Origin of the sequence: Micromonospora sp. NPDC005367, assembly GCF_040606825.1 — a bacterium.
Taxonomy (GTDB): domain Bacteria; phylum Actinomycetota; class Actinomycetes; order Mycobacteriales; family Micromonosporaceae; genus Micromonospora.
Genome location: NZ_JBEXFP010000013.1, coordinates 73,038 through 94,647 on the forward strand (window position 1 = coordinate 73,038; position 21,610 = coordinate 94,647).

A 21,610-nucleotide genomic window follows, 5' to 3' on the forward strand; every position below is an offset into this window, starting at 1 on the left:
GACGTGACGCCGCCGACGGCGACGGCACGGGTCGAGACAGGGACCGGCCCCCTCCCGCACCAGCGGGAGGGGGCCGATCCCTGCCAGTCGAACCCGGGGCCGACAGTGCGAGGCACCGCCGACGCCAAAGCAAGTCATTCTCATGTTTTGCCGCTTGTGGACGTAGTGGGCCTTATCGTCGGTTTATGCACTTCCTCCGTATTTGAAGCGTTCGGCGCAGATCATGACTGACCGACCCGTGTGGCACGAGGAGAGCCCGATGAACAACCAACTTCCCAATAACAACAGCGCGTCGACCAGCCGACGCACGCTTTGGCTCGCCACTGGCGTGGCGGGGCTGACCGGCATCTTCGGCGTCTTTGGTGTTTCCGTTGCTGGCGCCAACGCTGCCGGTGTCCAGCGTCCCGCCGGCGTGACGTTGTCCACCGGCGAGGCGGCTATCGGCGGGACAGCCAAGGACGTGTCGTGCGACACCAGCGCGCTGCTAGCGGAGCTGACGAAGGCCAACCGGACCAACGGTGGAGTACTCAACCTGGCGACGAACTGCACGTACACGTTGGCGGAGCCCGGCGCGGACGCCGCGCAGACCAGCAACAGTTCCTTCCCCGTCATCGAGAAGCCGATCACGATCCTGGGCAACGGCTCGACGTTCGCCCACGGCGGCGAGCTCGGCTTTCGGATCCTGAACGTCGGCGCTGGCGGTCACCTGATATTGAAAGGTTTCACCATCAGGGGCGGCGACACGAGCGGACCGAAGCCTCAGCCGTGTCCATCCCCCATCGACCCCGAACCCGGATCCGGCGACGGCGCCGGCATCCTCGTGCAGCCGGGCGGCACCGCTGACATCGAGGACAGCGTCATCACAGAGAACGAGAGCTGCGGGCGAGGCGGCGGAATCGCCAACTTCGGCACGACCACCCTGCGCGACTCCGTGGTGTCAAAGAACCGCGCCTTCGTCGCCGGCGGCGGCATCTACAACGCGGGCGAGCTGACCATCCAAAGTTCACGCATCGAAAACAACACCGCCAAAGGCACCGGAAAGAGCGGCGCCGACGGCGGCGGCATCGCCAATGATGGAGGCGGTGCCGCCAGCATCACGTCCAGCCAGATCGCCCACAACAGCGCGAGCAACGACGGCGGCGGCCTCCACAACGACGGGAACGCCACGCTGCTGCTCGACTCAAGCAAGGTTGCCGGGAACAAGGCCGCCCGCAACGGCGGCGGGCTCTTCCAGGGCGGAGCCACCGCCACCGTGCGGAACTCCACCTTCACCCTCGACATCGCGGGCCTGTTCGACAGCAGAACCCGGAACCTTCACGACCGGGGTTTCTTGGGCAATCACGCCAGGCAGGGCGGCGCCATATACAACGACACCGGCGCGACTCTCGAGGTGAGCGGCAGCAGGATCATCGGAAACTTCGCCAGCACGAGGGCGGGCGCCGGCGGCATCCACAACAACAACGGCACCGTCACACTCGCCAACAACACCTGGGTCAAGTTCAACCCGCCGAGGAACTGCGTCAACGTCCCTGGCTGCGGCTACTGATCTGGTGACGCAGGCAAGCCATCGCAGGCGCGGACCGGCCCCCTCCCGCACCAGCGGGAGGGGGCCGGTCGCGTCGTACGTCAGCGCTCCCGCACGAACACCGCCACGCTGCGCGGCGGCACGGTGAACGTGCCGGTGGCCCGGTCGAACGAGGCGGCCCGCAGCGCCGGATCCGCGGACGTACGCAGCACCGGTTGCAGCGACACGTCCGCACCCCGTAACTCGGGCAACCGCTGGGTCGCGGCCTGCGGGGTGGCGTTGAAGACCACGGTCACCGACGCCCAGCGCTGATCCAGCCCCCGCCGTCCAGCGTCATGGTGAGCACGCCGGGCGTCTCCGCCGTACCGGACAGCGGGAACGACAACCTCCGCTGCACCTCCTCGGCCGTGGCCAGTCAGAAGACCGGCGACGAGGCCCGGACCCGCAACAGCTCGACACAGCGGGCGTCGGTGGTGTCGATCGCCGCGCAGTCCGGCAGCGGTGCCGGATCGGCCAGCAGCGGCCGGGCGTACGTTCGGCGTCGGCGGTGACGAAGCCCGGTGCCCTGCCCGAACACCACTTGCTTAGGAACACGACGCCGCTGGTCGGCCGCCCGTACCGCGAGCCTCGGAGGCAGACAAGTCAGAGACCGCCGCAGGTGACGCCGTTGACGGAACACGCCACCGGGCGGGTCTCCGCGCGCTCCACATGGAACATGAGTCGCGCCGAGCCGCCCGGCGCGAGGTCGGCCCCACCGGTGTAGGTGTAGACGTCGTCGTTCTCGCGCAGCCTTCCCTGCGGAGCGTTCATCACCCAGGCCGTCGTCACGCGGCCAGCGGAGAACTCCAGCCGTACCTGCCAGTCCTGATCGCTTCCGGAGACGTTGCTGACCTGCACCTCCCCGATGAAGCCGCCGCTGAAGGTGCTGCTGACCCGGTACCGGCCGGTCAACGTGGGCGGAGCCGGCGGCGCCGCGGACACCTGCGGCGCGTTGGAGACCCGCGGGCTCGGGGTGGACGAGGGCGAACCGGGCGGAGCCACCGTCGCGCTCGACGCCGACGACGTCGGGACGGCCGAGGACGACGAGGGTGTCGGCGTGGGCGACACCGACGGTGGACGCGTCCCACCGGTCGAGTCGGCGGAAGCGGAACCGGTCGGCGACGCGGACAGCCAGGGTGGCGTCGGCATCGGCGCTCCGACGTCGAGTCCGCGCGGCACCTCCGAATCGGAGCGTCCCCGGTAGGTGCTCAGCACGATGACCAGCAGCACCACCATGACCACCACCCCGGCGAAGACCACGATCCAAGGCGAGGACGCCACAGCCCTGCCATGTCTGCGTCGGGTGCCCTGATCCGTGCCGGACATGTCCCTCCCTCTCCTGGTCGCCCGGGGAGCGTAACGGGTCAGGCGAGGACGCACGCGTTGCCGTTCACCGCGCACTCGCTGAGCTGGCCGCCGCGGTCGCCGCGGCTGAACCGCAGGCGTAGTTCGATGCTCCGCCCCTGCGCGAGCGAGCCGTGGCCGCGCAGCACGTACCGGCCGTCACCGCTGGGCGCCACCCAGACCGGCGCGCCGGAGACCCGCAGGCCCCGGACCCGGCCGGTGAAGCTGAGGTCGACCGTCCACCGCTCGGCGCGGCCGGTTTCGTTACGCAGCACCAGCTCCGCGACGACGTCGTCCCGGTCGGCGTCCCGCACCCGGTAAGTGGCCGTCAACGCTGCGCCGTCGACCGACGCCGGCTGGTCGGACCGGGGCGCGGACGGAGACCGGGGCGGCGGCACGGTCGGCGACGGGCGTACCGCACGGGACGGAGCTACCGCAGCGCGGGAAGGGCTGGTCCTGGCGGTGGGCGACGCGGCGGTGGGACTGTTCGTCGCCGCCGGCGAGACCGGTGACACCGGCGGGGGCCCCGGGGCCGCAGCCGGTTCCGGCTCACGGACCCGGAAGGACAGCGACGCGACGAGCAGGAGGATCGCCAGGGTGAGGACGCCGAGCAGTACGACGACCCACGGTACGGACGCCACCACCTTGGACGCGGTCCCCGGTCCCGACGCCCCGGCAGGCCGCACAGGCATGTGTCCCCTCTCCTCGAAGCCGACCCGCAGCGTAGTCAGGCTTAACCGCTGGGGAAACGGCGTCTCGACGGAAGGCACCGGCCGTCCGGACGGAAGGAACGCTCCGGTCAGCCGGTACGCACGACGGTACAGATGACCGGGCCGGTGTCGGTGCGGCGCAGCAGGTACCGGTAGCGCTCGCCCGGCACCCGCGCGCCGGCACTGTCCAGGAACTCCCACTCCACGGCAACCATGGTGAGCAACGCGGAGACCGGTTGCACGTCCTCGATCAGCGCGTGCGCGGCGATCAGTTCCCGCTCCCGGTAGTCCGGCGCCGCGCCGACGAAGGAGAGCGCCACCGCCGCCAGCGAGCTGAAGGAGAAGCTGTAGGTGCCGGCGACCACCAGCCCGGGCAGGGCGTAGCAGCCGGCGAGGGCAGGCACGTCGCCGGCGGTCAGCGCCACGCCGTACCGGTCGAAGAAGTCGGTCAGTGCATCGAGATCGGTGGAGGCTCTCACAGCGCAAGCAGTTGCCGGTCGTCGGAGTCGGCAAACCTCAGCGCGGCGGGACGTGTACCTCGATCTCGGCGCCGAGCCGGGCGTTCCCGGCCAGACCGAGGTCGTCGCCGCTCCAGAACCGGCCCGGGTCGTACCAGTTCGGGCGGCGTCCGGGCGGCAGCAGACCCATCGCCTCGTAGGTCACCGCCACCACCTCGGCGCAGTACGCCGTCTCCAGCGCCCGATCGGGGACCGTCGCCGGCCGGGGCGTTCTGTTCCCGCCGGCACGCGCCAGCATGTCCCGGCCGGGCTGGGGCAGCTGCGGCAGACGGCCACGCAGCCAGCGCCAGGCGAGCTGCGCGGTCGACGGGAACGGCGTGCCGTCGAGCCGGGCGATCGTACGGAGCACCGCCTGCTCCGCCTCCGCCCCCGCCGGCGGGTCGAGCTGGCGCAGCCAGGCACGCTGCCCGTAGCGGTTGGCCCAGACGTGGACCGCGTCCGCCAGGTCGTGCAGCTGCACGCCGCGCTGGTGCCCGCCGGACCACAGGTCCGGGAGCGACCTGCCCAGCTCCGCGTGCCACATCAGGGGCGGCATGTCGTCCAGCACCACGGCCATCCCGACATGGTTCACCGGGCTGTTGGTGGTGAGCTGGATGGCTCGGTCCGGCACGCTGCGGCCACGGAAGACCCACAGGTCGCCGGTGCGGGTCAGCTCCACCGCCTCGTCGAGACTGACGCTCATAGGCGCTGAGCCTATGCCGATGTCGCTGCCATGGACATGTTCGACGGGCCGGTGGACCCGCCGGCTGGATCTCAACCTGCGGGGCGTCATGCTCTTCGTGCCGACCCACGCCGGAGTCGACGCACGCTCTCGTGCCGAACGGTGCCGGAGACGACGCGCCGACGGAGTCGTCCCGGCGGGTGTCGCACCTGCTCGCGACGGCCGGACGTCTACCCTGGAGCGGTGCGGCGACGGATGCGGTGGTGGAAGGTGCTCGGGCTGGCCGGTCTCGCCGGTGTGGCGGCCACCGGGGTGGTGATCGCCCGCGCCGAGCGGCGTCGCCGCGCGTACACCCCGGAGGAGATCCGGGCACGACTGCTCGCCCGGCACGCGGAGGCCACGGCGCAGGGCGACGACGTCCGGTGAACGCGCCGGGTCAGTCCTCGTCGTGATGGTTGCCGTCCCAGCGCCCGCCGATCGGCGGGGTGTCCAGCCGTAGCGGCCCCTCGGCGTTGCCGGCGAAGTCGTTGTCCTGGACCCGGCAACTGACGCAACTTCCCCGCGCGGTGAGCCAGATCCCGTACGTCTGTCCCTGCTCGTCGCGGTGGTCCCAGATCCGGTTGCCCCGTACGGTGGCCGAGTCGAGGGCGGCGTTCACGGTGATACCGGCCCGCACCGGCGGCGGTTCCGGCAGTTCGTACCCCGTGCCCGGGCCGGGGACGGCCTCGTTCCAACCGGAGTTGGCGTCCGGACGTACCTCGGCGAGGCTGAGTTCCGTGTCGGTGTTGCCCGCCACCAGCGCGACCCGGGAATCGACCCGCAGCACCTTGCCCCGATGGCCGTCGGCGGGCCAGCGCGCCGTCCGGTCCGTCGCGGACCGCGGGCCGTACCGCACCGCATCGCCGCCGCCGGTCGCGGCCGGAGCGCGCCGGCGGCCGTTGTTGCGGATCCGGTTGTTGACGATGGCCGCGTCGGACATCGGACGGTCGATCCGGATCCCGTCGAGGCCGTTGTCCCAGATTTCGTTGCTCTCGATGACGACGTGCTCGGCCGGACCCGGGTAGGTCGGCCCGAGGTCGTGCTCGTGGTGGCCGTGCGCCCCGTTGCCACTGATCCGGTTGCCCCGCACGGTGTACGGGCCCGGCGTGTTGCCGATGCTCACGCCGTCGCCGACGTTGCGATCGATGACGCAGTCGGTCAACAGCCCGCCGCGACCGGCGACGCCGGCGGTGCCGTTGCCCGAGACGTCGAAGCCGGCCTCCAGGTTGCCGGTCAGCGTGCAGGCCGACACGATGAGGCCGTCCGCGCCCCAGTCGGAGATGCCGAAGCGGTTGGCCTGGCTGTGGCAGCCGATGATGCGGAATCCTCGCGGTGGCGTCCAGTAGTCCTTCTGCAACTCCAGGAAGATGCCGTTGGTGCCGTTGCCGATCGTGGTGCAGTTGGCGATGGTGAGCCGCTCCACCTCGCCCCAGCCGCCGATGCCGACGCCGATCCCGGCGCCGCCTATTTCCTCGCCGTTGTCCAGCCGGCCGCAGCCGACCACCACGCATCCCTCGATGAGGCTGTCCTGCAGGAAGTCGCAACCGAGACCGGTCGCCCCGGTGTGGTGGATGTAGAGATTGCGGAACACGCCCCGTACGACGTACTGAAGCCCGAGCCCTTTGGCGAGGTAGCTGTATTCGGCCATCGCCACCCCGGATCCGTCGATCTCGAAGTCGGCGAACGAGCAGTCGGCGATGTGCCGGTCCCGGTCGGCGCCGTGCTGCACGGTGGTCCAGTACGCGAGGGGCGTCGGATCGGCGCGGTTCCCCTCGTTGCTGAGCACGAAGCGGGTGGCCGCCGGGCCCGCCCCGATCAGTGACACCCCGCTGCGCCAGACCGTGCCGGCGTCACGAATCGAGTAGATGCCCGGCGGGCAGTAGATGACCCGGGGACGGCCGTCGGAGACGTACCCGGTGCCGAGGCGGTCGACGAGAGCGGAGAGCGCCGGCTGGTCGTTCGTCACACCGTCGCCCTGCAAACCGCACTCGCGTGCGTCGCAGTAGAGAGGCGCGCCGGCGACCGGCGTGGGCCGCTGCGCGACGGTCGGCAACCCGTGCTGCGACACCCGGCGCTCCCTCCACGGTAGGTCCCGTCAAGCTCGGCACGCTTTCCCGCTCGCCTCGGCCGAAAACGCCCGACGCCGTGCGCCCCGTCGAAAAGCCACCGGCCTCCGGCCTCCGGGCCCCGGCCCAGCGGGAGGTCCGGCCCCGGGAGCACGACTGGGATGATCGACTCGGGGTCATTGATGTCGGGGTGTCCGAGGCGCCGGGTTACCGCGACTTCATGGAAGGCGAGTCGATCATGTCGCCGATCGGCCTCATTGGTTAATTTTGGCGGTCCGGTGGGCGGCATACCGCGTCGAATGTCCGGTATCGAGGTGAACGTCCCTTGCCTGCGGCGACCCCGCGCCGGAATCCCGCCAGGAGCCGGGGCGTTGAAGACGGCGTACCGCCCGACCCGGCGTCAGGCAGAGAGCGGGAACACCGCCGGCCCCAGGCTCGTTGAAATGCCGAACGCGCAGGTCACCTCCACAGCACCCGGCATCACGGGCGACGCGCAGGTCGCGCCCACAGCAACCCGACATCGCGGGCGACGCGCAGGTCGCGCCCACAGCAACCCGACATCGCGGGCGACGCGCAGGTCGCGCCCACACCACTCGGAATCACGGGCGACGGCGACAGCACCGGGAACGACCAGGCCCAGAGCCCGGACGTGAGGTAGCCCCACCCCGGCGCCCGGAATGACCTGCCGGCGCGCACCGTTACACTCCGCAGCCCCGCGGTGACCATCGCGGGAACCGGGCCCCTGGTGCAATGCCGAACCGGCCCTCGCCGCTACACCCCGGGCCGCCCGAGCACGCCACGCCGTCGGGCGCCTTCTGCACGACTTCACCCGTGCGACACCCCCTGCCGCACGGACACCCGACCAGAAAGGCACACATCATGCGTACCGATCTGATCCGCAAGACCGTCCTGACCGCCGCTGGAATCGCCGCCGCCGGTGGCGGCATCGCCGGCCCCGCCATCGCCGCCAACGCGGCCCCCGCCGAGAAGCCGAACACCACGGCCTCCCAGCAGAGCGACCGCAAGGGCCACGGCGAACACGAACTCACCATGCACTACCAGGCGCAGCCGAACTTCTTCTACTGCGGCCCCGCCGCCGCCCGCAACGCCCTCTCCGTCCAGGGCAAGGACATCAGCATCGACGCCATGGCCAATGAGATGGGCACCAACGTGCACGGCACCAACTCCATCTTCGACATCACCCCGGTGCTGAACAAGGAGACCGGCAAGAACGCCTACCACAGCGTCGAGATGTCCAGCCCCACCGCCGACGACAAGCAGACCAACCAGCTCCAGGCTGACATCGTCCGCACCGTCGACGACGGCCGCGCCGTCGTGGCCAACATCTTCGGCACCGCCACCGACACCGACGGCAACGTCCACTCCTACGAGGGTGGCCACTACATCAGCGTCATCGGCTACCGCGACGGCGGCAAGACCGTCACCATCGCCGACTCGGCCAACCCGAACATGGCCTCCTACCGGATGAACGTCGACAACCTCGCCGACTGGATCGCCACCCGCGGCTACTCCACCAGCTGACTCGGAGTAACCACCACCGACCGAGGGCCGGCCCACGTGGGCCGGCCCTCGGTCGTGTCACGGGGTTTTGGTGGAGACCGGCTCGTCGTGCTCCGGCGTGCGGTGCGCCCGTCGCCGTAGCCACCAGGTGCTGCCGACCCCGGCCAGCAGCGCCACGGCCAGCCCGGCCCAGGAGAAGTTCTTCAGCCAGTGCTCGGCGACCCGACCGAGGTGGAAGAGCAGGTACGTGGTGGCGAAGGCCCAGACCAGGCCGCCGGTCGCGTTCGCGAGCAGGAACCGGCGGTACGGCACATGCAGCGCGCCGGCCAGCGGCCCGGCGAGGATGCGCAGCAGCGCGACGAACCGGCCGAAGAACACCGCCCACACGCCGTGCCTGGCGAAGGTCTGCTCGGCACGGGCGAGGTGGTCCGGGCCCAGGTGCCGGGGAAAGCGCCGGCCGAGCCGGACGAGCAGTGGTCTGCCACCCCGGCGGCCCACGGTGTAGCCGAGCGAGTCACCGACGATCGCGCCGAGCGCGGCGGCCAACGCCACCCATTCCGGCTCGACGACCCCGGTCGCGGCGAGCAGCGCCGCGCTGAGCAGGGTGATCTCGCCGGGCAGCGGTATGCCCATGCTCTCCACCCCGATGATCCCGGCGACGGTCAGGTAGATCACCAGCGGCGGCAGCGCCCCGAGCCACTGTTGTACGTCCAGCACGCCACCCTCCCCGCTTCGGCGCTCGAACGCTACCTGCGCCCGGGGACGACCAGCGAGGCGCGTTGACGCGTTTCCCGTCACGTCACGTGCGGGCGCCGCGAACGTCTCCGGCGCACGACGCGAATCCGCAGTTCAGCCCCGCGCGAGAGGTGGCGCTCCCGCAGGACGGGGAGCGTTCACGCCACCGGCGCGACGAACTCCAGCCGGTTGCCGTGCGCGTCCTCGGTGTGGAACCGGCGCATCCCGGGCAGTTCGTCGTCGCCCCAGATCACCGGGGCACCGGCCGTGGCGAGCCGGGCGGCCAGGGCGTCCAGGTCGGGGCGGAGCAGGGCGGGGTGGGCCTTGCGGGCGGGCCGGAAGTCGTCCTCGACGCCGAGGTGCAGTTCGGCCCCGTACCCGGTGAACCAGCAGCCACCACGTGCCGCGAGCACCGGCGGTTTGGCCTTCTCCGTCATGCCGAGCAGGCCGACGTAGTACGCGCGGGAAGCGTCCTCGGAGCCGCGCGGGCAGGCGAGTTGGACGTGGTGGATCATGAAGGCACCTCCTCGTATCGGACCATGGCACGAGGTTGCGTTAATAGCAAGACGGACGTACGGTTTTGTTGGCACGCGGTAAGCGGGTAAGTGTCGCCTAACCTCGGCGGCCCCCCGACCGGTGCGACAGACTGCTCAGGACACGGTCGCTGGTGTGAAGGAGTACGACGTGGCGAGCCTCGACACCTTCGGTGCGAAGACCCAGCTACGCGTCGGTGACGCGAGCTACGAGATTTTCAAGATTGACAAGGTGGACGGCCACGACCGGCTGCCGTACAGCTTGAAGATCCTGCTGGAGAACCTGCTGCGGACCGAGGACGGCGCGAACATCACCGCCGACCACATCCAGCAGCTCGGCGCGTGGGACCCCACCGCCGACCCGAGCGTGGAGATCCAGTTCACCCCGGCGCGGGTGCTCATGCAGGACTTCACCGGCGTGCCCTGCGTGGTCGACCTGGCCACCATGCGCGAGGCCGTCCGCGAGCTCGGCGGCGACGCCACCAAGGTCAACCCGCTGGCCCCGGCCGAGCTGGTCATCGACCACTCGGTGATCGCCGACCTGTTCGGCCGCGAGGACGCGTTCCAGCGCAACGTCGAGCTGGAGTACGAGCGCAACAAGGAGCGCTACCAGTTCCTGCGCTGGGGGCAGACCGCGTTCAACGAGTTCAAGGTCGTCCCGCCCGGCACCGGCATCGTGCACCAGGTCAACATCGAGTACCTGGCCCGCACGATCATGGAGCGCAACGGCCAGGCGTACCCGGACACCGTCGTCGGCACGGACTCCCACACCACCATGGTCAACGGCCTCGGGGTGCTCGGCTGGGGCGTCGGCGGCATCGAGGCCGAGGCCGCGATGCTCGGCCAGCCGGTCAGCATGCTGATCCCGCGGGTCGTCGGCTTCAAGCTCTCCGGCGAGATGCCGGCCGGCACCACCGCCACCGACCTGGTGCTCACCATCACCGAGATGCTGCGCAAGCACGGCGTGGTGGGCAAGTTCGTGGAGTTCTACGGTCCCGGCGTGAGCGCCGTGCCGCTGGCCAACCGGGCCACCATCGGCAACATGTCGCCGGAGTACGGCTCGACCGTGGCGATCTTCCCGATCGACGGTGAGACCATCCGCTACCTGCAGCTGACCGGGCGCAGCGAGGAGCAGGTCGCGCTCGTCGAGGCGTACGCCAAGGAGCAGGGCCTCTGGCACGACCCGGCCGCCGAGCCGAACTACTCCGAGAAGCTCGAACTCGACCTGAGCACCATCGAGCCGTCACTGGCCGGCCCGAAGCGCCCGCAGGACCGGGTGCCGCTGGGCAGCGCCAAGACGCTGTTCCGCTCGGCGCTCAAGGACTACGTGGCCGACGACCAGACCGGTGGCGACACCGACGCCCGCGGCGGCGTCCGCACCAACCCGCCCTACGGGATCGTGGGCCACGCCGACGAGGCCAGCGCCGAGTCCTTCCCGGCCAGCGACTCCCCGGCCAACGAAGTCAACGACCCGGCCGACGCCCCGCGTGACCTGGAGACCGCGGCGGTCGGCGCCGGCGGGCGGGCGACCAACCCGATCCGGGTGACCGGCGAGGACGGCACCGAGTTCGAGCTCGACCACGGCGCGGTGGTGATCGCCGCGATCACCTCCTGCACCAACACCTCGAACCCGCAGGTCATGATCGGCGCGGCTCTGCTGGCCCGCAACGCCGTGGAGCGTGGCCTGAACCGCAAGCCGTGGGTCAAGACCACCCTGGCCCCCGGGTCCAAGGTCGTCATGGACTACTACGAGCGTGCCGGGCTCACGCCGTACCTGGAGAAGCTCGGCTTCCACCTGGTCGGCTACGGGTGCACCACCTGCATCGGCAACTCCGGCCCACTGCCGGACGCGATCTCCGCCGCGGTCAACGAGGCCGACCTGTCGGTCGTCTCGGTGCTCTCCGGCAACCGGAACTTCGAGGGCCGGATCAACCCGGACGTCAAGATGAACTACCTGGCGTCCCCGCCGCTGGTGGTCGCGTACGCGCTGGCCGGCACGATGGACATCGACCTGGCCAACGAGCCGATCGGCGAGGACAGCTCCGGGGAGCCGGTCTACCTGCGCGAAATCTGGCCGAACAGCGCCGAGATCCAGGACGTCATCGCCTCGGCGATCGGCGCCACCGGGTTCAGCTCGGCGTACTCGGACGTCTTCGCCGGGGACGAGCGCTGGCAGTCCCTGCCCACCCCGACCGGTGACACGTTCTCCTGGAGCGGTGACTCCACCTACGTGCGCAAGCCCCCGTACTTCGAGGGCATGGAGCGGGAGCCGAAGGCCGTCGTCGACATCACCGGCGCTCGGGTGCTGGCCAAGCTCGGCGACTCGGTGACCACCGACCACATCTCGCCGGCCGGATCGATCAAGGCCGACTCCCCCGCGGGCAAGTACCTGGCGGAGCACGGCGTGGCCCGCCACGAGTTCAACTCGTACGGCTCGCGCCGGGGCAACCACGAGGTGATGATCCGCGGCACCTTCGCCAACATCCGGCTGCGCAACCAGTTGGTCCCCGGCGTCGAGGGCGGCTTCACCGTCAACCACCTCACCGGTGAGCAGACCAGCATCTACGACGCCTCCCAGTCGTACCAGGACGCGGGCGTGCCGCTGGTGGTGCTGGCCGGCAAGGAGTACGGCTCCGGCTCGTCGCGCGACTGGGCGGCGAAGGGCACCATGCTGCTCGGCGTCAAGGCGGTCATCGCCGAGTCGTACGAGCGCATCCACCGCTCGAACCTGATCGGCATGGGCGTCCTGCCGCTGCAGTTCCCGATCGACGAGAACGCCGAGACGCTGGGCCTGACCGGCACGGAGACGTTCTCCATCACCGGGGTGACCGCGCTGAACGACGGCGACACGCCGCGTACGGTCAAGGTCACCACCGACACCGGCCTCGAGTTCGACGCCGTCGTCCGCATCGACACCCCCGGTGAGGCGGACTACTACCGGCACGGCGGCATCCTGCAGTACGTGCTGCGCCGGATGATCAGCAACTGACGCACCACGCACGAGGGCCCCTTCCCGCACTTCGCGGGAAGGGGCCCTCGCCGTTGTGGGACACCCGGGACGAGACCGTGCGCACCGCCGGGTGGACGCGTCGGCGCCCGCCGGCGGCAGGGGCGCCCGCCGTCCGGTCAGTCGGAGGCGCGGCGGGCGTCGCGGGTCTTCATGGCGTGCTCCAGCAGGGTGATGAGCACCTCCTTGCTGGATTCCCGCCTACGCGCGTCGCACAGCAGCACCGGCACACCCGGATCCAGGTTCAGTGCCGCCTGGACCTCGTCCAGCCGGTAGTGCCTGGCCCCCTCGAAGCAGTTGACCGCCACCACGAACGGCGTCCCCCGCCCCTCGAAGTAGTCGATGGAGGGGAAGCAGTCGGCCAGCCGGCGGGTGTCGGCGAGCACCACCGCGCCGATCGCGCCGAGCGCCAGTTCGTCCCAGACGAACCAGAACCGGTCCTGCCCCGGCGTACCGAACAGGTAGAGCACGAGGTCGTCGCTGATCGTGATCCGGCCGAAGTCCATCGCGACGGTGGTGGTGCTCTTGCTCTCCACACCGGACAGGTCGTCGATGCCGACCCCGGACTCGGTCAGCACCTCCTCGGTGCGCAACGGGCGTGTCTCGCTGACCGCGCCGACCATGGTGGTCTTACCCACCCCAAACCCGCCCGCGACCAAAATCTTGATCGCGGTGGGCAGTGGGGTCGCTCCCGCCGGCCGCTCAGAGGGCCCGTAGTCCATTGATAACCGCCTCGAAAACACTGTTGTCGGGAAGCCCGGCCGAGGTACGCGGCTCGCGGACCTGGACCAGGTTGCGGGCCACCAGATCACCCAGCAGGACCCGGATGGTGCCCACCGGAAGGTCCAGGTGGGCGGCGATCTCGGCGACGGACTGCATGCGCTGGCAGAGCCCCACGATCGCCACGTGCTCCGGCCCCAGGCCGATTTCCGTGCCCACATCGGCGCGGGTCGCCGTGACCAGCGAGATCAGGTCGAACGTGCCGGTGACCGGGCGGGCCCGGCCGCGCGTGACCGCGTACGGACGCACGACCGGCCCGGCATGGTCGTCCACCCACTGATGCTCCGCGGACTCCCCCTGCACCGTCATCGCGGCTACTTCTCGCCGGTCGGCTGTTCGGCGGGCCGGGTCGGCGAGGCCACGTGCTTGCCGACCCGGGTGACGAGCATCGCCATCTCGTACGCGATCAGCCCGACATCGGCGTCCTCACTGGCCAGAACCGCGAGACAGGCGTTTCGCCCGGCGGCTGTGACGAAGAGGAACGAGGACTGCATCTCGATGATGGTCTGCTGCACCTGCCCACCACCGAACCGCTTCCCCGCACCCCGGGCGAGGCTCTGGATCCCGGCCGCCATCGCCGCCAGATGCTCACCGTCGTCCCGGCTGAGCCCCTGCGAGGAGGCCATCAACAGGCCGTCCGTCGAGAGCGCGACCGCGTGTTCGGCCTGCTTCACCCGGCCGACCAGGTCATCCAGCAACCACGTCAGGTCGGCACCCGATGCCGTCTTCTGGGCCACTCGTCGTCCTCTTCTCCCACGGCTGATGTAGCCGTCTTCGTCTGGTGCTGACCGCTCCGTCGCGGGCGGACTTCCGCGCCGCCGGCACTGGTCAGGTCGCTTGCTGCTCGTCGGCGTCCGGGCCGGGCCCGGCTTCCGGCGCGTCATCGTCGCCTAGCAGGCGCGCCGCCTCCGTCCGCCCCCGGCGGGTCCCCTTCTGGTACGAGCTCATCATCCGGCGCACCTGCTCGGGCTGCCGCACCATCTCCTCGTCCTCGTCAGCGCCGGTCACTGCGGGATCGTCACGCAGTTCCGGCACGATGTTCGCCTGCCGGACGCGGACCGGCAGGCCCGAATCCGTCTGCGGCGGCTCGACCCGGGACGGAAGCGGGCCACCCTCGGAGCGGACGGGCGCCGACGCATCCGCCGCGATGCGGGGTACGGCCAGCGGCAGCCCGGTCGGCACCGTCGGTCCCTCCAGCGCCGCCTGCTGTTCCGGGACGCGTCGGGTACGGCTCGGCAGTCCCTCGGCGGTCGGCGGCCCGGAGCGGGTCCGGGTGGGCAGCGCCGACCCGTCGACGGCCGCTTCGGCCCGCTCGGGCGCCTCCGGCGCGGGCGGCTCGGCCAACGCGACCGGGGCCGCCGGCTGGGCGACGGCCGGGGCGATCGCCGCCGGCGTCGCGCCGGCCGCCTCGGGCGCTACGCCGGCCGCCCGGGTGCTCGGCAGGCCGCCGGAGGATTCAAGGTCTTCACCCGCGTCGGTGACCAGGTCGATCGGGATGAGCACGACAGCGGTCGTGCCGCCGTACGCGGACTCCTTCAGCTGCACCTTGACGCCGTGCCGCTCGGTCAGCCGGCTCACCACGTACAGGCCGAGCCGGGAGGCGTTCGCGAGGTTCAGCTCGGACTGGTCGGTGATCCGGTGGTTGGCCGCGGCCAGGTCCTCCGGGGTCATGCCGAGGCCACGGTCCTCGATCTCGATGGCGAACCCGTTGGCCACCATCTGGCCCCGAACCTCGACAGTGGTGTTCGGCGGGGAGAAAGACAGGCCGTTCTCGATCAGTTCCGCGAGCAGGTGGATGATGTCGCCGACCGCCCGACCGGCGAGCGACACCGGCCCGATCGGCAGCACGTTGACCCGGGTGTAGTCCTCGACCTCGGCGACCGCGCCCCGGATCACGTCCACCATGGGCACGTTGCGTCGCCAGGCGCGGCCCGGCGTGGAGCCGGAGAGCACGATCAGGTTCTCGGCGTTACGCCGCATCCGGGTGGCCAGGTGGTCGACCCGGAACAGGTCCTCCAACTCCTCGGCGTCCTGCTCGCGCCGCTCCATCGCGTCCAGCAGGGTCAGCTGGCGGTGCACCAGCGCCTGCGTACGCCGGGCCAGGCTGAGGAAGACCTCGCGGACACCACGGCGCAGCTCGGCCTGCTCGACGGCGGTCCGGATCGCGGTCTCCTGGACCGCGTTGAACGCCTTGCCCACCTGGCCGATCTCGTCGTCGCCGAACTCGAGCGGCGGCGCCTCCTTGGCCACGTCGACCTCCTCGCCGTGACCGAGGCGCTCCACCACGCTGGGCAGGCGCTCGTCGGCCAGCCGGAAGGCCGCGTCGCGCAGCCGCTCGAGCTGACGCAGCAGGGCCCGCGCCGTGGTGATCGACACGATGATCGAGGCGACGACGGCGATCAGACCCAGACCCGCGGCGAGAACCAGCCGCACGATCACGCCGACCGCGACCGGCATCGCCCGAGACACCACGTCGTTGCCACCGGCGATGATGACGTCGCGCAGGCTCTGCTCGACCGGCGTGACGGCGGCGTCCCACTCGGCCGCCTGCACCGGCGGACGCCCTGGGACGTTACGGGTCCGGACGAGTTCGTCCTCCAGGGCGCGGAACTTCTGGAAGGTCTCGCCCGCGGCCACCGCCTCGTAGCGCTTCCGGTCGGTGCCGGCCAGGTCGATCGTCGTCTGCTCGACGGTGTACCGCTGCGCGCCCACCAGCCGGGCGAACTGGGCCTGCTCCGCCGCGGTGATCCGGCCTGCGGCGAGCGCCCCGGTGAGCAGGGCGTCCTCCTGCGACACCAGCTCACGGGCCCGGTTCAGGTCGATCAGCGCCCCGGTCTCCTGCGCGATCTGACGGTCGTCCAGACCGCCGAGCGCGTCGAACACGTTGAAGATCGAGTCGATCACTCCGACGTACGCGCTCATCGTGGTGGTGCGGTCGATGCTGCGCGCGTCCACCCCGGCCCGGGTCTCGCTCAGCCCGTCCAGGTCGGCGAGGAGTTCGTCGATGCGCTGCTCCAGCTGCGCGCTCGCCGGCACCTCGGTACGCCAGTCCCGTACCGACTCGCGGAACGTCGCCGCGTAGTCGTCGGTGCGCCGCCGCTCCGCCGCGAGCTGCTCCAACTGCGTCGCGTCCGGGCCGCCCAAGTAGGCCAGGGACAGCCGCCGCTCCTTCTGCAGCTGCGTGAGCAGCGGGTCGCTCGGCTCGAAGACGCGCGAGTTCAGCGCCTGGACGCCGAGCAGGTTGAACCCGTCCCGGACGGTCACCCATGCCGCGAAGGCCCAGAGCGCGACCAGCGACACGAGCAGGGCAACGACTTTGGTACGGAGATTCGTACTTCGGGAACCCATCACACCGTCCTGGCCGGATATCTGGTCATGTGCCCGAGCATGGGTATCGGCGCACTAATCGACACCGGCGCACGCTAGCAGTGTCGGGATGTGCACTCAAGCGGTCCTGATCATGCAACCGCCGACTAGAGTCACCGCCCGGTCAACTATCCACATTGCTCGGACGGGTAATCCACCTGGCCGCCAGCACCGCTGCCTGCACGATCAGGGCCGGGCGGTACAGGTCCTTGTCGTGCCACAGCTCCGGGCCGTCATCGCGAATTTCCGTTGTGGACAGCCAGGCCGCGCCGCGCCCGACGGCCTCGGTTGCGGACGGACCGAATCGGGGTTCGGCGGTACGCACCGTCTGCACCGCGTACGCCGTCTCCTCGGCGCTGCCGGCCCACCGGCCCCACGAGCCGTCCGCCCGCTGGCTCGCCAGCACCCAGTTCACCGCCCGGTCGACCGCGTGCCGCGCGGCGTCGGTACCGCCGTACTCGGCCAGGGCCAGTGCCGCGCAGCAGGTGGCGTAGTACGGCGAGGCGTGCCAACGGTCCGACCACCGCCCGTCCGGTTCCTGCTGGTCGAGCAGCCAGCGGGTCAGCCGGCGCACCGCGGACTCCAGCCAGGGTGTGGCCGGGCCGCCGGAGGGCAGCAGGTGCCCGAGCGCGTCGAGCACGTGCGCATTGGTGGTGACCGAGGCGCCATCCTCACCGGGCCAGGTGCAGAAGTGCTCGCCCGTGTCGTACGGCCGCAGCACCAGCGGGTCGACCGGGTGGCCGAGCCGCGCGAGCGCGTAGATGGTCATCGAGGTGGTGTCCGCATCCGCCGGCAGACCGGGTCCGGTCGGCGTGCCGGCCGGACCGAGGGCCGCGCGCAGGTCGTCGGTGAGCACTGCCGGCACCCGCACCGGGACACCGGCGCGGGAGAGCGTGCCGAGCACCCAGGACCGCTCGAACACGGTGATCGGGCTGGCGCAGGGCACCGGTCCCCCATACTGCCGGACCAGGTCCTCCAGATAGGTCCGTCCCGGCTCGCCGTGGCCGGGCTGCGGGCCGAGCCAGGCGGCGGTGGCCGCCGGCGAGGCACCCACCGTGCCAGGGCCGACCGGACCGAACCTGGCGGCCCGCCGCGCGGCCGGGCCGACCACCTCCAGCGCATGCGCGAGTTTCTCCGGCAGGGGCCGGCCGGCGGCGAAGAGCGCCCGGGCACTCGCCAGCCGGCGATGGCCCATCCCGTCCGGCAGGGGCAGCCGGAACATGCCACGCCAGTGGTCGAAGCCCGGCCGGTCGTCCAGCAGGTCGAGGTGCCCGGCGATCAGTTCGGTAAGGGCAGGCACGATCAGGTCGGTGGCCGGCAGGTCCGGCGGCGGTGGGGCGGCCGGGCCGGTGAGCGTGCCGTGGAGCACCCGCAGCCCGTCCTCGACCGCCTGGGCGAGACGATCGAGCCCGACCGCGCCGCCGTCGCCACGCCGCAGGGCCGTCAGCAACGCCTCGGTGGCACTGAGCGTCGGCACCAGGGCGTAGCCGTCCGGGGCACCCCAGGCGCCGTCCGGGCGCTGCCGCCCCACCAGCCAGGAGATCCGCTCGTCGTGACCGACGAGCCACGGGGCCAGGCTGACCAGCCGCCCGGTCTCGTAGACCGACGGGGAGGACCGTCCGGAGGGCTCGGCGAGCATCTCGACGATCAGATCGGGCGCCGACGCCCGATCCACCACCGCCGCACCGGCCCGCGAGACGCGCTCCGACCCGGCCTCGTGGTACGCGTGCCCGCTCACCGGTTGCCCCAGAAGTCGGTCGAGCCGTAGAAGCCGTTGGTGTAGCCGAGCTGGCGGGTCAGGTAGGTGGCCTCCCTCGGCCACCGGTCGGCCAGATCCGCGAGCGTCTTGCGGCAGCTCTCCGTCAAATCGGCCGCCCGCCGCGCCACCTCGGCCGGATCACCGACCAGGGTGATGGCGTTCAGATCCCCCCATTCCCGGTCCCGCTCGTGGGTGGCTAGGTCGTTCACGAGCCGCAACACCTGCTGCACCTGGTCGCTCGCCGCGACGAGTTCGGGCAACCGGCGGTGGACGTCCGCATCCCCGGTACGGATCCAGTGGGCGACGTTGACGACGGTGCAGGCGAGGTTGTCGGCATTGTCGAGGTACTCCTCGTAGCTCGGCGGCCGACCGGCCGCCGTCGACGCACGCCAGTCCCATTCGCGTGCCATCGCGGCGAGGGTGCGGTGAACCGCGTCCCGCCAGAGCGACCGCGCCGTCGGATAGCCTGGCGACCGGGCCAACTCGTCGCGCAGTTCGGCCAGGAACCGCCCCAGTGGATCCTCCACCGTCGGCGCGGCGCCGTCGACCACGGCGAGGGTGTCCGCGGTGATCCGGTCGACCGCCTCGCGCGATTTGGCGAGGTAGTCGACCTGCCAGTCGAGCGCGAAGCCCCAGAGCACCGCCCGGTTGGCGAACCTCAGTTCCTCCGTCGTGCACGACGGGGAACTGAAGGCCATCGCCATCGCGATGCTGCTGTACAGCGCCGGGTCGAACGGCCGGGCGGAGAAGAGTTCGGGATGCGCAGCTGCCTGCCGTTGCAGGTCGCGCTGGCCCTTCGCGGCGAGCGCGCAGATGCGGCCCTGCTCGGCGGCGAGGGTCATGGCGTCGTCAGATCGGTACGTGTTCATCCTCAGGCCGCGTCCGCCATGGTGGCGAGCGTCAACTCCACGCGCCGGCGGGGCCGCAGGGCGGCGGCGAGGCGCAGGCCGGGTACGCCCGATCGGCGCAGCCGGAAACGGTAGCGGCTCAGCATCGTGGCGAGAATCAGCTGTGCCTCCAGGTAGAACAGGTACATGCCGAGACACTGGTGCGGCCCGCCGCCGAACGGGAAGTGGGCGTAGCGGTGCCGGCCGCGGATACGTTCCGGGGTGAACCGGTCGGGGTCGAACTCGTCGGGCCGGTCCCAGAACGCCGTCATCCGCTGGGTGATCAGGGGGCTCGCGACCATCGTCGCGCCGGCCTCCACCTCCACCCCGTCGATGACGTCGTCGGCGACCGCCCGACGCGGAATGATCCAGCCGATCGGGTAGAGCCGCAGCAGCTCGTCCAGGACCATCCGCGTGTAGGGCAGCTGGTTGAGGTGCTCCCGCCGGACGGGCCCGTCGCCGACCACCTGCGCGATCTCGCCGTACAGCCGCTCGGCCACGTCGGGCCGCTCGTCGAGGTGCGGCCAGAGCCAGGTCAGCACGTTGATCGTGGTCTCGGTGGTGGCCGCGAACATGGCCACTGTGTCGTTGCGTACCTGCTGCTCGCTGAGCCGCCGGCCGTCCTCGGTACGCGCCTGCCACAGCGTGGAGATGACGTCGTCGCCCTCGTCGGCGGTGGCCTTGGACGCGCGCACGATCGGCAGCAGGACGTCGTCCACGATCTGCTTGGCGCGGCGGAACGGCCGGTCGCCCGGCATCGGCAGCGACAGCGGCGCGAACGGCACGACGATGCGCGGGATCACCGCGGTCGCGATGACGTCCTGCGCGTCGACCACCCGCATCGCGTCCGATACGGAGATCTTGTCACCGAAGAGCACCTTCATGATGGCGCGGCACACGATGCGGGTCTGCTCGACTCCGATGTCGACGGTGCGGCCGTCCCGCGACGGCTCGTCGAGCTCGTCCACGGCGTCCCGGATGGCCTCGGCCATCCCATCCACCAGCGCCTCGATCCGTTTGGCGGTGAACATCGGCTGGAGCATCTTGCGGCTCGCCGACCAGATCTGCCCCTCGCCGAGGATCCCCTCGCCGAATAGCCGCTTTACGGGCCGCCAGAACAGCCCGTCGCCGGCCCGCTCGTAGTTCTCCGACCGCTCGCGTAGTACGTGCTGCACGTGCCGGGGGTGTGTCACCAGGTACGGCCGGAATGAGCCCAGGTTGAGGCGGACCAGTTCCCCGCCGGCCCGCTCACCGACTGCTATCAGCGCGCGGGCCGGGTCGCGGAGCAGGCTCGGCACCATCTGGTGCAGCGGAACGGTGCGTGCTCGTCGGGCGCGGGACTGCCCGGAATCTAGCGATTGCACCTGGGCCGAACCCCCTCTTTTGCGACTGTCCGTCGTGGAATGACCATTTGGAGTCAGGACTCAGCGAGCATGCCACTGCACCGTGAAACTTCTCTAGACGCGTCTAGAGAAATTTTCATGCGCAACAGATGCGCCCCTGGGAAGACAGCTCGACGACATCTACGCCTCACGCGGATCCCAGGGCCAACGGACTGACCCGTCGACCGGGTCGCCTGGCCCGCCGCTCCGGCCCGCCGGAAGGTCGACCCCGCCGCTCCAGCCCCGGCGAGGTCGACCCGCGCCGTCCGACTTCGGGAAGGTCGACCCGCGCCGTCCCGGCGCGGGGAAGGTCGGGCGCACCCGCCGGGGCGGCGCCGGCCAAGGCACGAGGCGACGGCAGGGGCCGCCGAGCGGCAGCCGCGACGGGTCATGATCAGGCCTTACCGGCAGGTCGGACGACCGGATCGGCGGGGTAACCTGCGCGGCTCCAGGCCCCCTGTGCCAGGCTCATGGTCATGGACGACAAGAACATCCTGAACCGGATCTCCGAGCTGGTCGACGAGGAGCACCAGCTGCGCTCGGCCGCACAGGCCCACGAGAAGGGCACCGACGAGGAGGCGCAGAACCGGCTGCGCGAGCTGGAGGAGTCGCTCGACCAGTGCTGGGACCTGCTGCGCCGGCGCCGCGCCGCACGGGCCACCCACGACGACCCGGACGCCCAGGGCACACGCCCCAAGCCCGAGGTCGAGCGCTACATGCAGTGACCTGACGGGTGGG

Annotated in this window: 20 protein-coding genes and 1 pseudogene; 6 read left to right on the top strand and 15 right to left on the bottom strand. The window is 71.0% G+C overall.

The features are described from left to right. Positions 1–259: 259 nt before the first annotated feature. The gene (locus ABZS42_RS12100; RefSeq protein ID WP_355144385.1) at positions 260–1,546 is read left to right on the top strand and encodes a hypothetical protein; all 1,287 of its coding nucleotides are present in this window, start codon (positions 260–262) and stop codon (positions 1,544–1,546) included. Positions 1,547–1,626: 80 nt separating this feature from the next. On the opposite strand, the pseudogene ABZS42_RS12105 reads toward ABZS42_RS12100, so the two are convergent. Both ABZS42_RS12105 and ABZS42_RS12110 read right to left on the bottom strand, forming a co-directional pair. After that, positions 1,627–2,075 (bottom strand): annotated as a pseudogene (locus ABZS42_RS12105) (alpha-1,6-glucosidase domain-containing protein); the annotation flags it as partial. Between the two features lie 92 nt (positions 2,076–2,167). Then, a complete protein-coding gene (locus tag ABZS42_RS12110) occupies positions 2,168–2,422 on the bottom strand; it encodes a hypothetical protein (RefSeq protein WP_355144387.1) in 255 nt (84 codons plus the stop codon). Between the two features lie 7 nt (positions 2,423–2,429). On the opposite strand from ABZS42_RS12110, the gene ABZS42_RS12115 reads away from it, so the two are divergent. Further along, positions 2,430–2,768 carry a hypothetical protein gene (locus ABZS42_RS12115; protein ID WP_355144389.1) on the top strand — a complete coding sequence of 113 codons (339 nt, stop codon included), beginning with the start codon at positions 2,430–2,432 and terminating at the stop codon, positions 2,766–2,768. A gap of 160 nt (positions 2,769–2,928) precedes the next feature. Here the strand turns inward: ABZS42_RS12115 and ABZS42_RS12120 are convergent, their stop codons facing one another. The 3 genes from ABZS42_RS12120 to ABZS42_RS12130 all read right to left on the bottom strand — a co-directional run bounded on the left by ABZS42_RS12120 (position 2,929) and on the right by ABZS42_RS12130 (position 4,818). Next, positions 2,929–3,600, bottom strand: coding sequence for a hypothetical protein (locus tag ABZS42_RS12120; RefSeq protein ID WP_355144391.1), 672 nt, complete (start codon positions 3,598–3,600; stop codon positions 2,929–2,931). A 107-nt stretch (positions 3,601–3,707) separates the two neighbouring features. Further along, positions 3,708–4,097 (bottom strand): hypothetical protein, encoded by a 390-nt coding sequence (locus ABZS42_RS12125; protein ID WP_355144393.1) that lies wholly within the window; start codon positions 4,095–4,097, stop codon positions 3,708–3,710. Between the two features lie 37 nt (positions 4,098–4,134). Further along, positions 4,135–4,818 carry a hypothetical protein gene (locus tag ABZS42_RS12130; protein WP_355144395.1) on the bottom strand — a complete coding sequence of 228 codons (684 nt, stop codon included), beginning with the start codon at positions 4,816–4,818 and terminating at the stop codon, positions 4,135–4,137. 222 nt (positions 4,819–5,040) lie between these two features. On the opposite strand from ABZS42_RS12130, the gene ABZS42_RS12135 reads away from it, so the two are divergent. Then, positions 5,041–5,223 carry a hypothetical protein gene (locus tag ABZS42_RS12135; protein WP_139337880.1) on the top strand — a complete coding sequence of 61 codons (183 nt, stop codon included), beginning with the start codon at positions 5,041–5,043 and terminating at the stop codon, positions 5,221–5,223. 10 nt (positions 5,224–5,233) lie between these two features. Here the strand turns inward: ABZS42_RS12135 and ABZS42_RS12140 are convergent, their stop codons facing one another. Beyond that, positions 5,234–6,904: a right-handed parallel beta-helix repeat-containing protein gene (locus tag ABZS42_RS12140; protein WP_355144397.1), complete on the bottom strand. Its 1,671-nt coding sequence runs from the start codon at positions 6,902–6,904 to the stop codon at positions 5,234–5,236. Positions 6,905–7,781: 877 nt separating this feature from the next. Here ABZS42_RS12140 and ABZS42_RS12145 point away from each other — a divergent pair. Further along, positions 7,782–8,444 carry a C39 family peptidase gene (locus ABZS42_RS12145; protein ID WP_355144399.1) on the top strand — a complete coding sequence of 221 codons (663 nt, stop codon included), beginning with the start codon at positions 7,782–7,784 and terminating at the stop codon, positions 8,442–8,444. 57 nt (positions 8,445–8,501) lie between these two features. Here the strand turns inward: ABZS42_RS12145 and ABZS42_RS12150 are convergent, their stop codons facing one another. Together ABZS42_RS12150 and ABZS42_RS12155 are read right to left on the bottom strand one after the other, a co-directional pair. After that, entirely contained in the window at positions 8,502–9,140 is a 639-nt protein-coding gene (locus tag ABZS42_RS12150) for a DedA family protein (RefSeq protein WP_355144401.1), read from the bottom strand. 176 nt (positions 9,141–9,316) lie between these two features. Then, on the bottom strand, positions 9,317–9,673 hold the full coding sequence (locus ABZS42_RS12155) for a VOC family protein (RefSeq protein WP_355144403.1): 357 nt from the start codon (positions 9,671–9,673) through the stop codon (positions 9,317–9,319). A gap of 154 nt (positions 9,674–9,827) precedes the next feature. On the opposite strand from ABZS42_RS12155, the gene ABZS42_RS12160 reads away from it, so the two are divergent. After that, the gene (locus tag ABZS42_RS12160) at positions 9,828–12,680 is read left to right on the top strand and encodes an aconitate hydratase (RefSeq protein WP_355144405.1); all 2,853 of its coding nucleotides are present in this window, start codon (positions 9,828–9,830) and stop codon (positions 12,678–12,680) included. Between the two features lie 137 nt (positions 12,681–12,817). Here ABZS42_RS12160 and ABZS42_RS12165 read toward each other — a convergent pair whose 3' ends face one another. The 7 genes from ABZS42_RS12165 to ABZS42_RS12195 form a co-directional block, all read right to left on the bottom strand. Continuing rightward, positions 12,818–13,420 (bottom strand): ATP/GTP-binding protein, encoded by a 603-nt coding sequence (locus ABZS42_RS12165; RefSeq protein WP_355144407.1) that lies wholly within the window; start codon positions 13,418–13,420, stop codon positions 12,818–12,820. Then, the gene (locus ABZS42_RS12170; protein WP_355144409.1) at positions 13,401–13,787 is read right to left on the bottom strand and encodes a DUF742 domain-containing protein; all 387 of its coding nucleotides are present in this window, start codon (positions 13,785–13,787) and stop codon (positions 13,401–13,403) included. The genes ABZS42_RS12165 and ABZS42_RS12170 overlap by 20 nt, the downstream gene beginning before the upstream one ends. A gap of 5 nt (positions 13,788–13,792) precedes the next feature. Continuing rightward, complete coding sequence (locus ABZS42_RS12175; protein ID WP_355144411.1) at positions 13,793–14,215, bottom strand: roadblock/LC7 domain-containing protein; 423 nt, start codon at positions 14,213–14,215, stop codon at positions 13,793–13,795. A gap of 91 nt (positions 14,216–14,306) precedes the next feature. After that, complete coding sequence (locus ABZS42_RS12180; RefSeq protein ID WP_355144413.1) at positions 14,307–16,826, bottom strand: nitrate- and nitrite sensing domain-containing protein; 2,520 nt, start codon at positions 16,824–16,826, stop codon at positions 14,307–14,309. Between the two features lie 142 nt (positions 16,827–16,968). After that, positions 16,969–18,522 carry a prenyltransferase/squalene oxidase repeat-containing protein gene (locus ABZS42_RS12185; protein ID WP_355144508.1) on the bottom strand — a complete coding sequence of 518 codons (1,554 nt, stop codon included), beginning with the start codon at positions 18,520–18,522 and terminating at the stop codon, positions 16,969–16,971. 56 nt (positions 18,523–18,578) lie between these two features. After that, complete coding sequence (locus ABZS42_RS12190; protein ID WP_355144415.1) at positions 18,579–19,472, bottom strand: terpene synthase family protein; 894 nt, start codon at positions 19,470–19,472, stop codon at positions 18,579–18,581. A 2-nt stretch (positions 19,473–19,474) separates the two neighbouring features. Then, positions 19,475–20,791: a cytochrome P450 gene (locus ABZS42_RS12195; RefSeq protein ID WP_355144417.1), complete on the bottom strand. Its 1,317-nt coding sequence runs from the start codon at positions 20,789–20,791 to the stop codon at positions 19,475–19,477. Between the two features lie 551 nt (positions 20,792–21,342). Between ABZS42_RS12195 and ABZS42_RS12200 the strand changes: the two genes are divergently transcribed. Next, positions 21,343–21,597, top strand: a complete 255-nt coding sequence (locus ABZS42_RS12200) for a DUF2630 family protein (protein ID WP_355144419.1) — start codon at positions 21,343–21,345, stop codon at positions 21,595–21,597. Positions 21,598–21,610 lie beyond the last annotated feature (13 nt).

Excerpts from the sequence above, each read along its gene's own strand:
- ABZS42_RS12100 (WP_355144385.1), top strand. The coding sequence starts at position 260 with ATGAACAACCAACTTCCCAATAACAACAGCGCGTCGACCAGCCGACGC.
- ABZS42_RS12115 (WP_355144389.1), top strand. The coding sequence starts at position 2,430 with ATGAAGCCGCCGCTGAAGGTGCTGCTGACCCGGTACCGGCCGGTCAAC.
- ABZS42_RS12120 (WP_355144391.1), bottom strand. The coding sequence starts at position 3,600 with ATGCCTGTGCGGCCTGCCGGGGCGTCGGGACCGGGGACCGCGTCCAAG.
- ABZS42_RS12130 (WP_355144395.1), bottom strand. The coding sequence starts at position 4,818 with ATGAGCGTCAGTCTCGACGAGGCGGTGGAGCTGACCCGCACCGGCGAC.
- ABZS42_RS12145 (WP_355144399.1), top strand. The coding sequence starts at position 7,782 with ATGCGTACCGATCTGATCCGCAAGACCGTCCTGACCGCCGCTGGAATC.
- ABZS42_RS12155 (WP_355144403.1), bottom strand. The coding sequence starts at position 9,673 with ATGATCCACCACGTCCAACTCGCCTGCCCGCGCGGCTCCGAGGACGCT.
- ABZS42_RS12165 (WP_355144407.1), bottom strand. The coding sequence starts at position 13,420 with ATGGACTACGGGCCCTCTGAGCGGCCGGCGGGAGCGACCCCACTGCCC.
- ABZS42_RS12170 (WP_355144409.1), bottom strand. The coding sequence starts at position 13,787 with ATGACGGTGCAGGGGGAGTCCGCGGAGCATCAGTGGGTGGACGACCAT.
- ABZS42_RS12180 (WP_355144413.1), bottom strand. The coding sequence starts at position 16,826 with ATGGGTTCCCGAAGTACGAATCTCCGTACCAAAGTCGTTGCCCTGCTC.
- ABZS42_RS12190 (WP_355144415.1), bottom strand. The coding sequence starts at position 19,472 with ATGAACACGTACCGATCTGACGACGCCATGACCCTCGCCGCCGAGCAG.
- ABZS42_RS12195 (WP_355144417.1), bottom strand. The coding sequence starts at position 20,791 with ATGGTGCCGAGCCTGCTCCGCGACCCGGCCCGCGCGCTGATAGCAGTC.
- ABZS42_RS12200 (WP_355144419.1), top strand. The coding sequence starts at position 21,343 with ATGGTCATGGACGACAAGAACATCCTGAACCGGATCTCCGAGCTGGTC.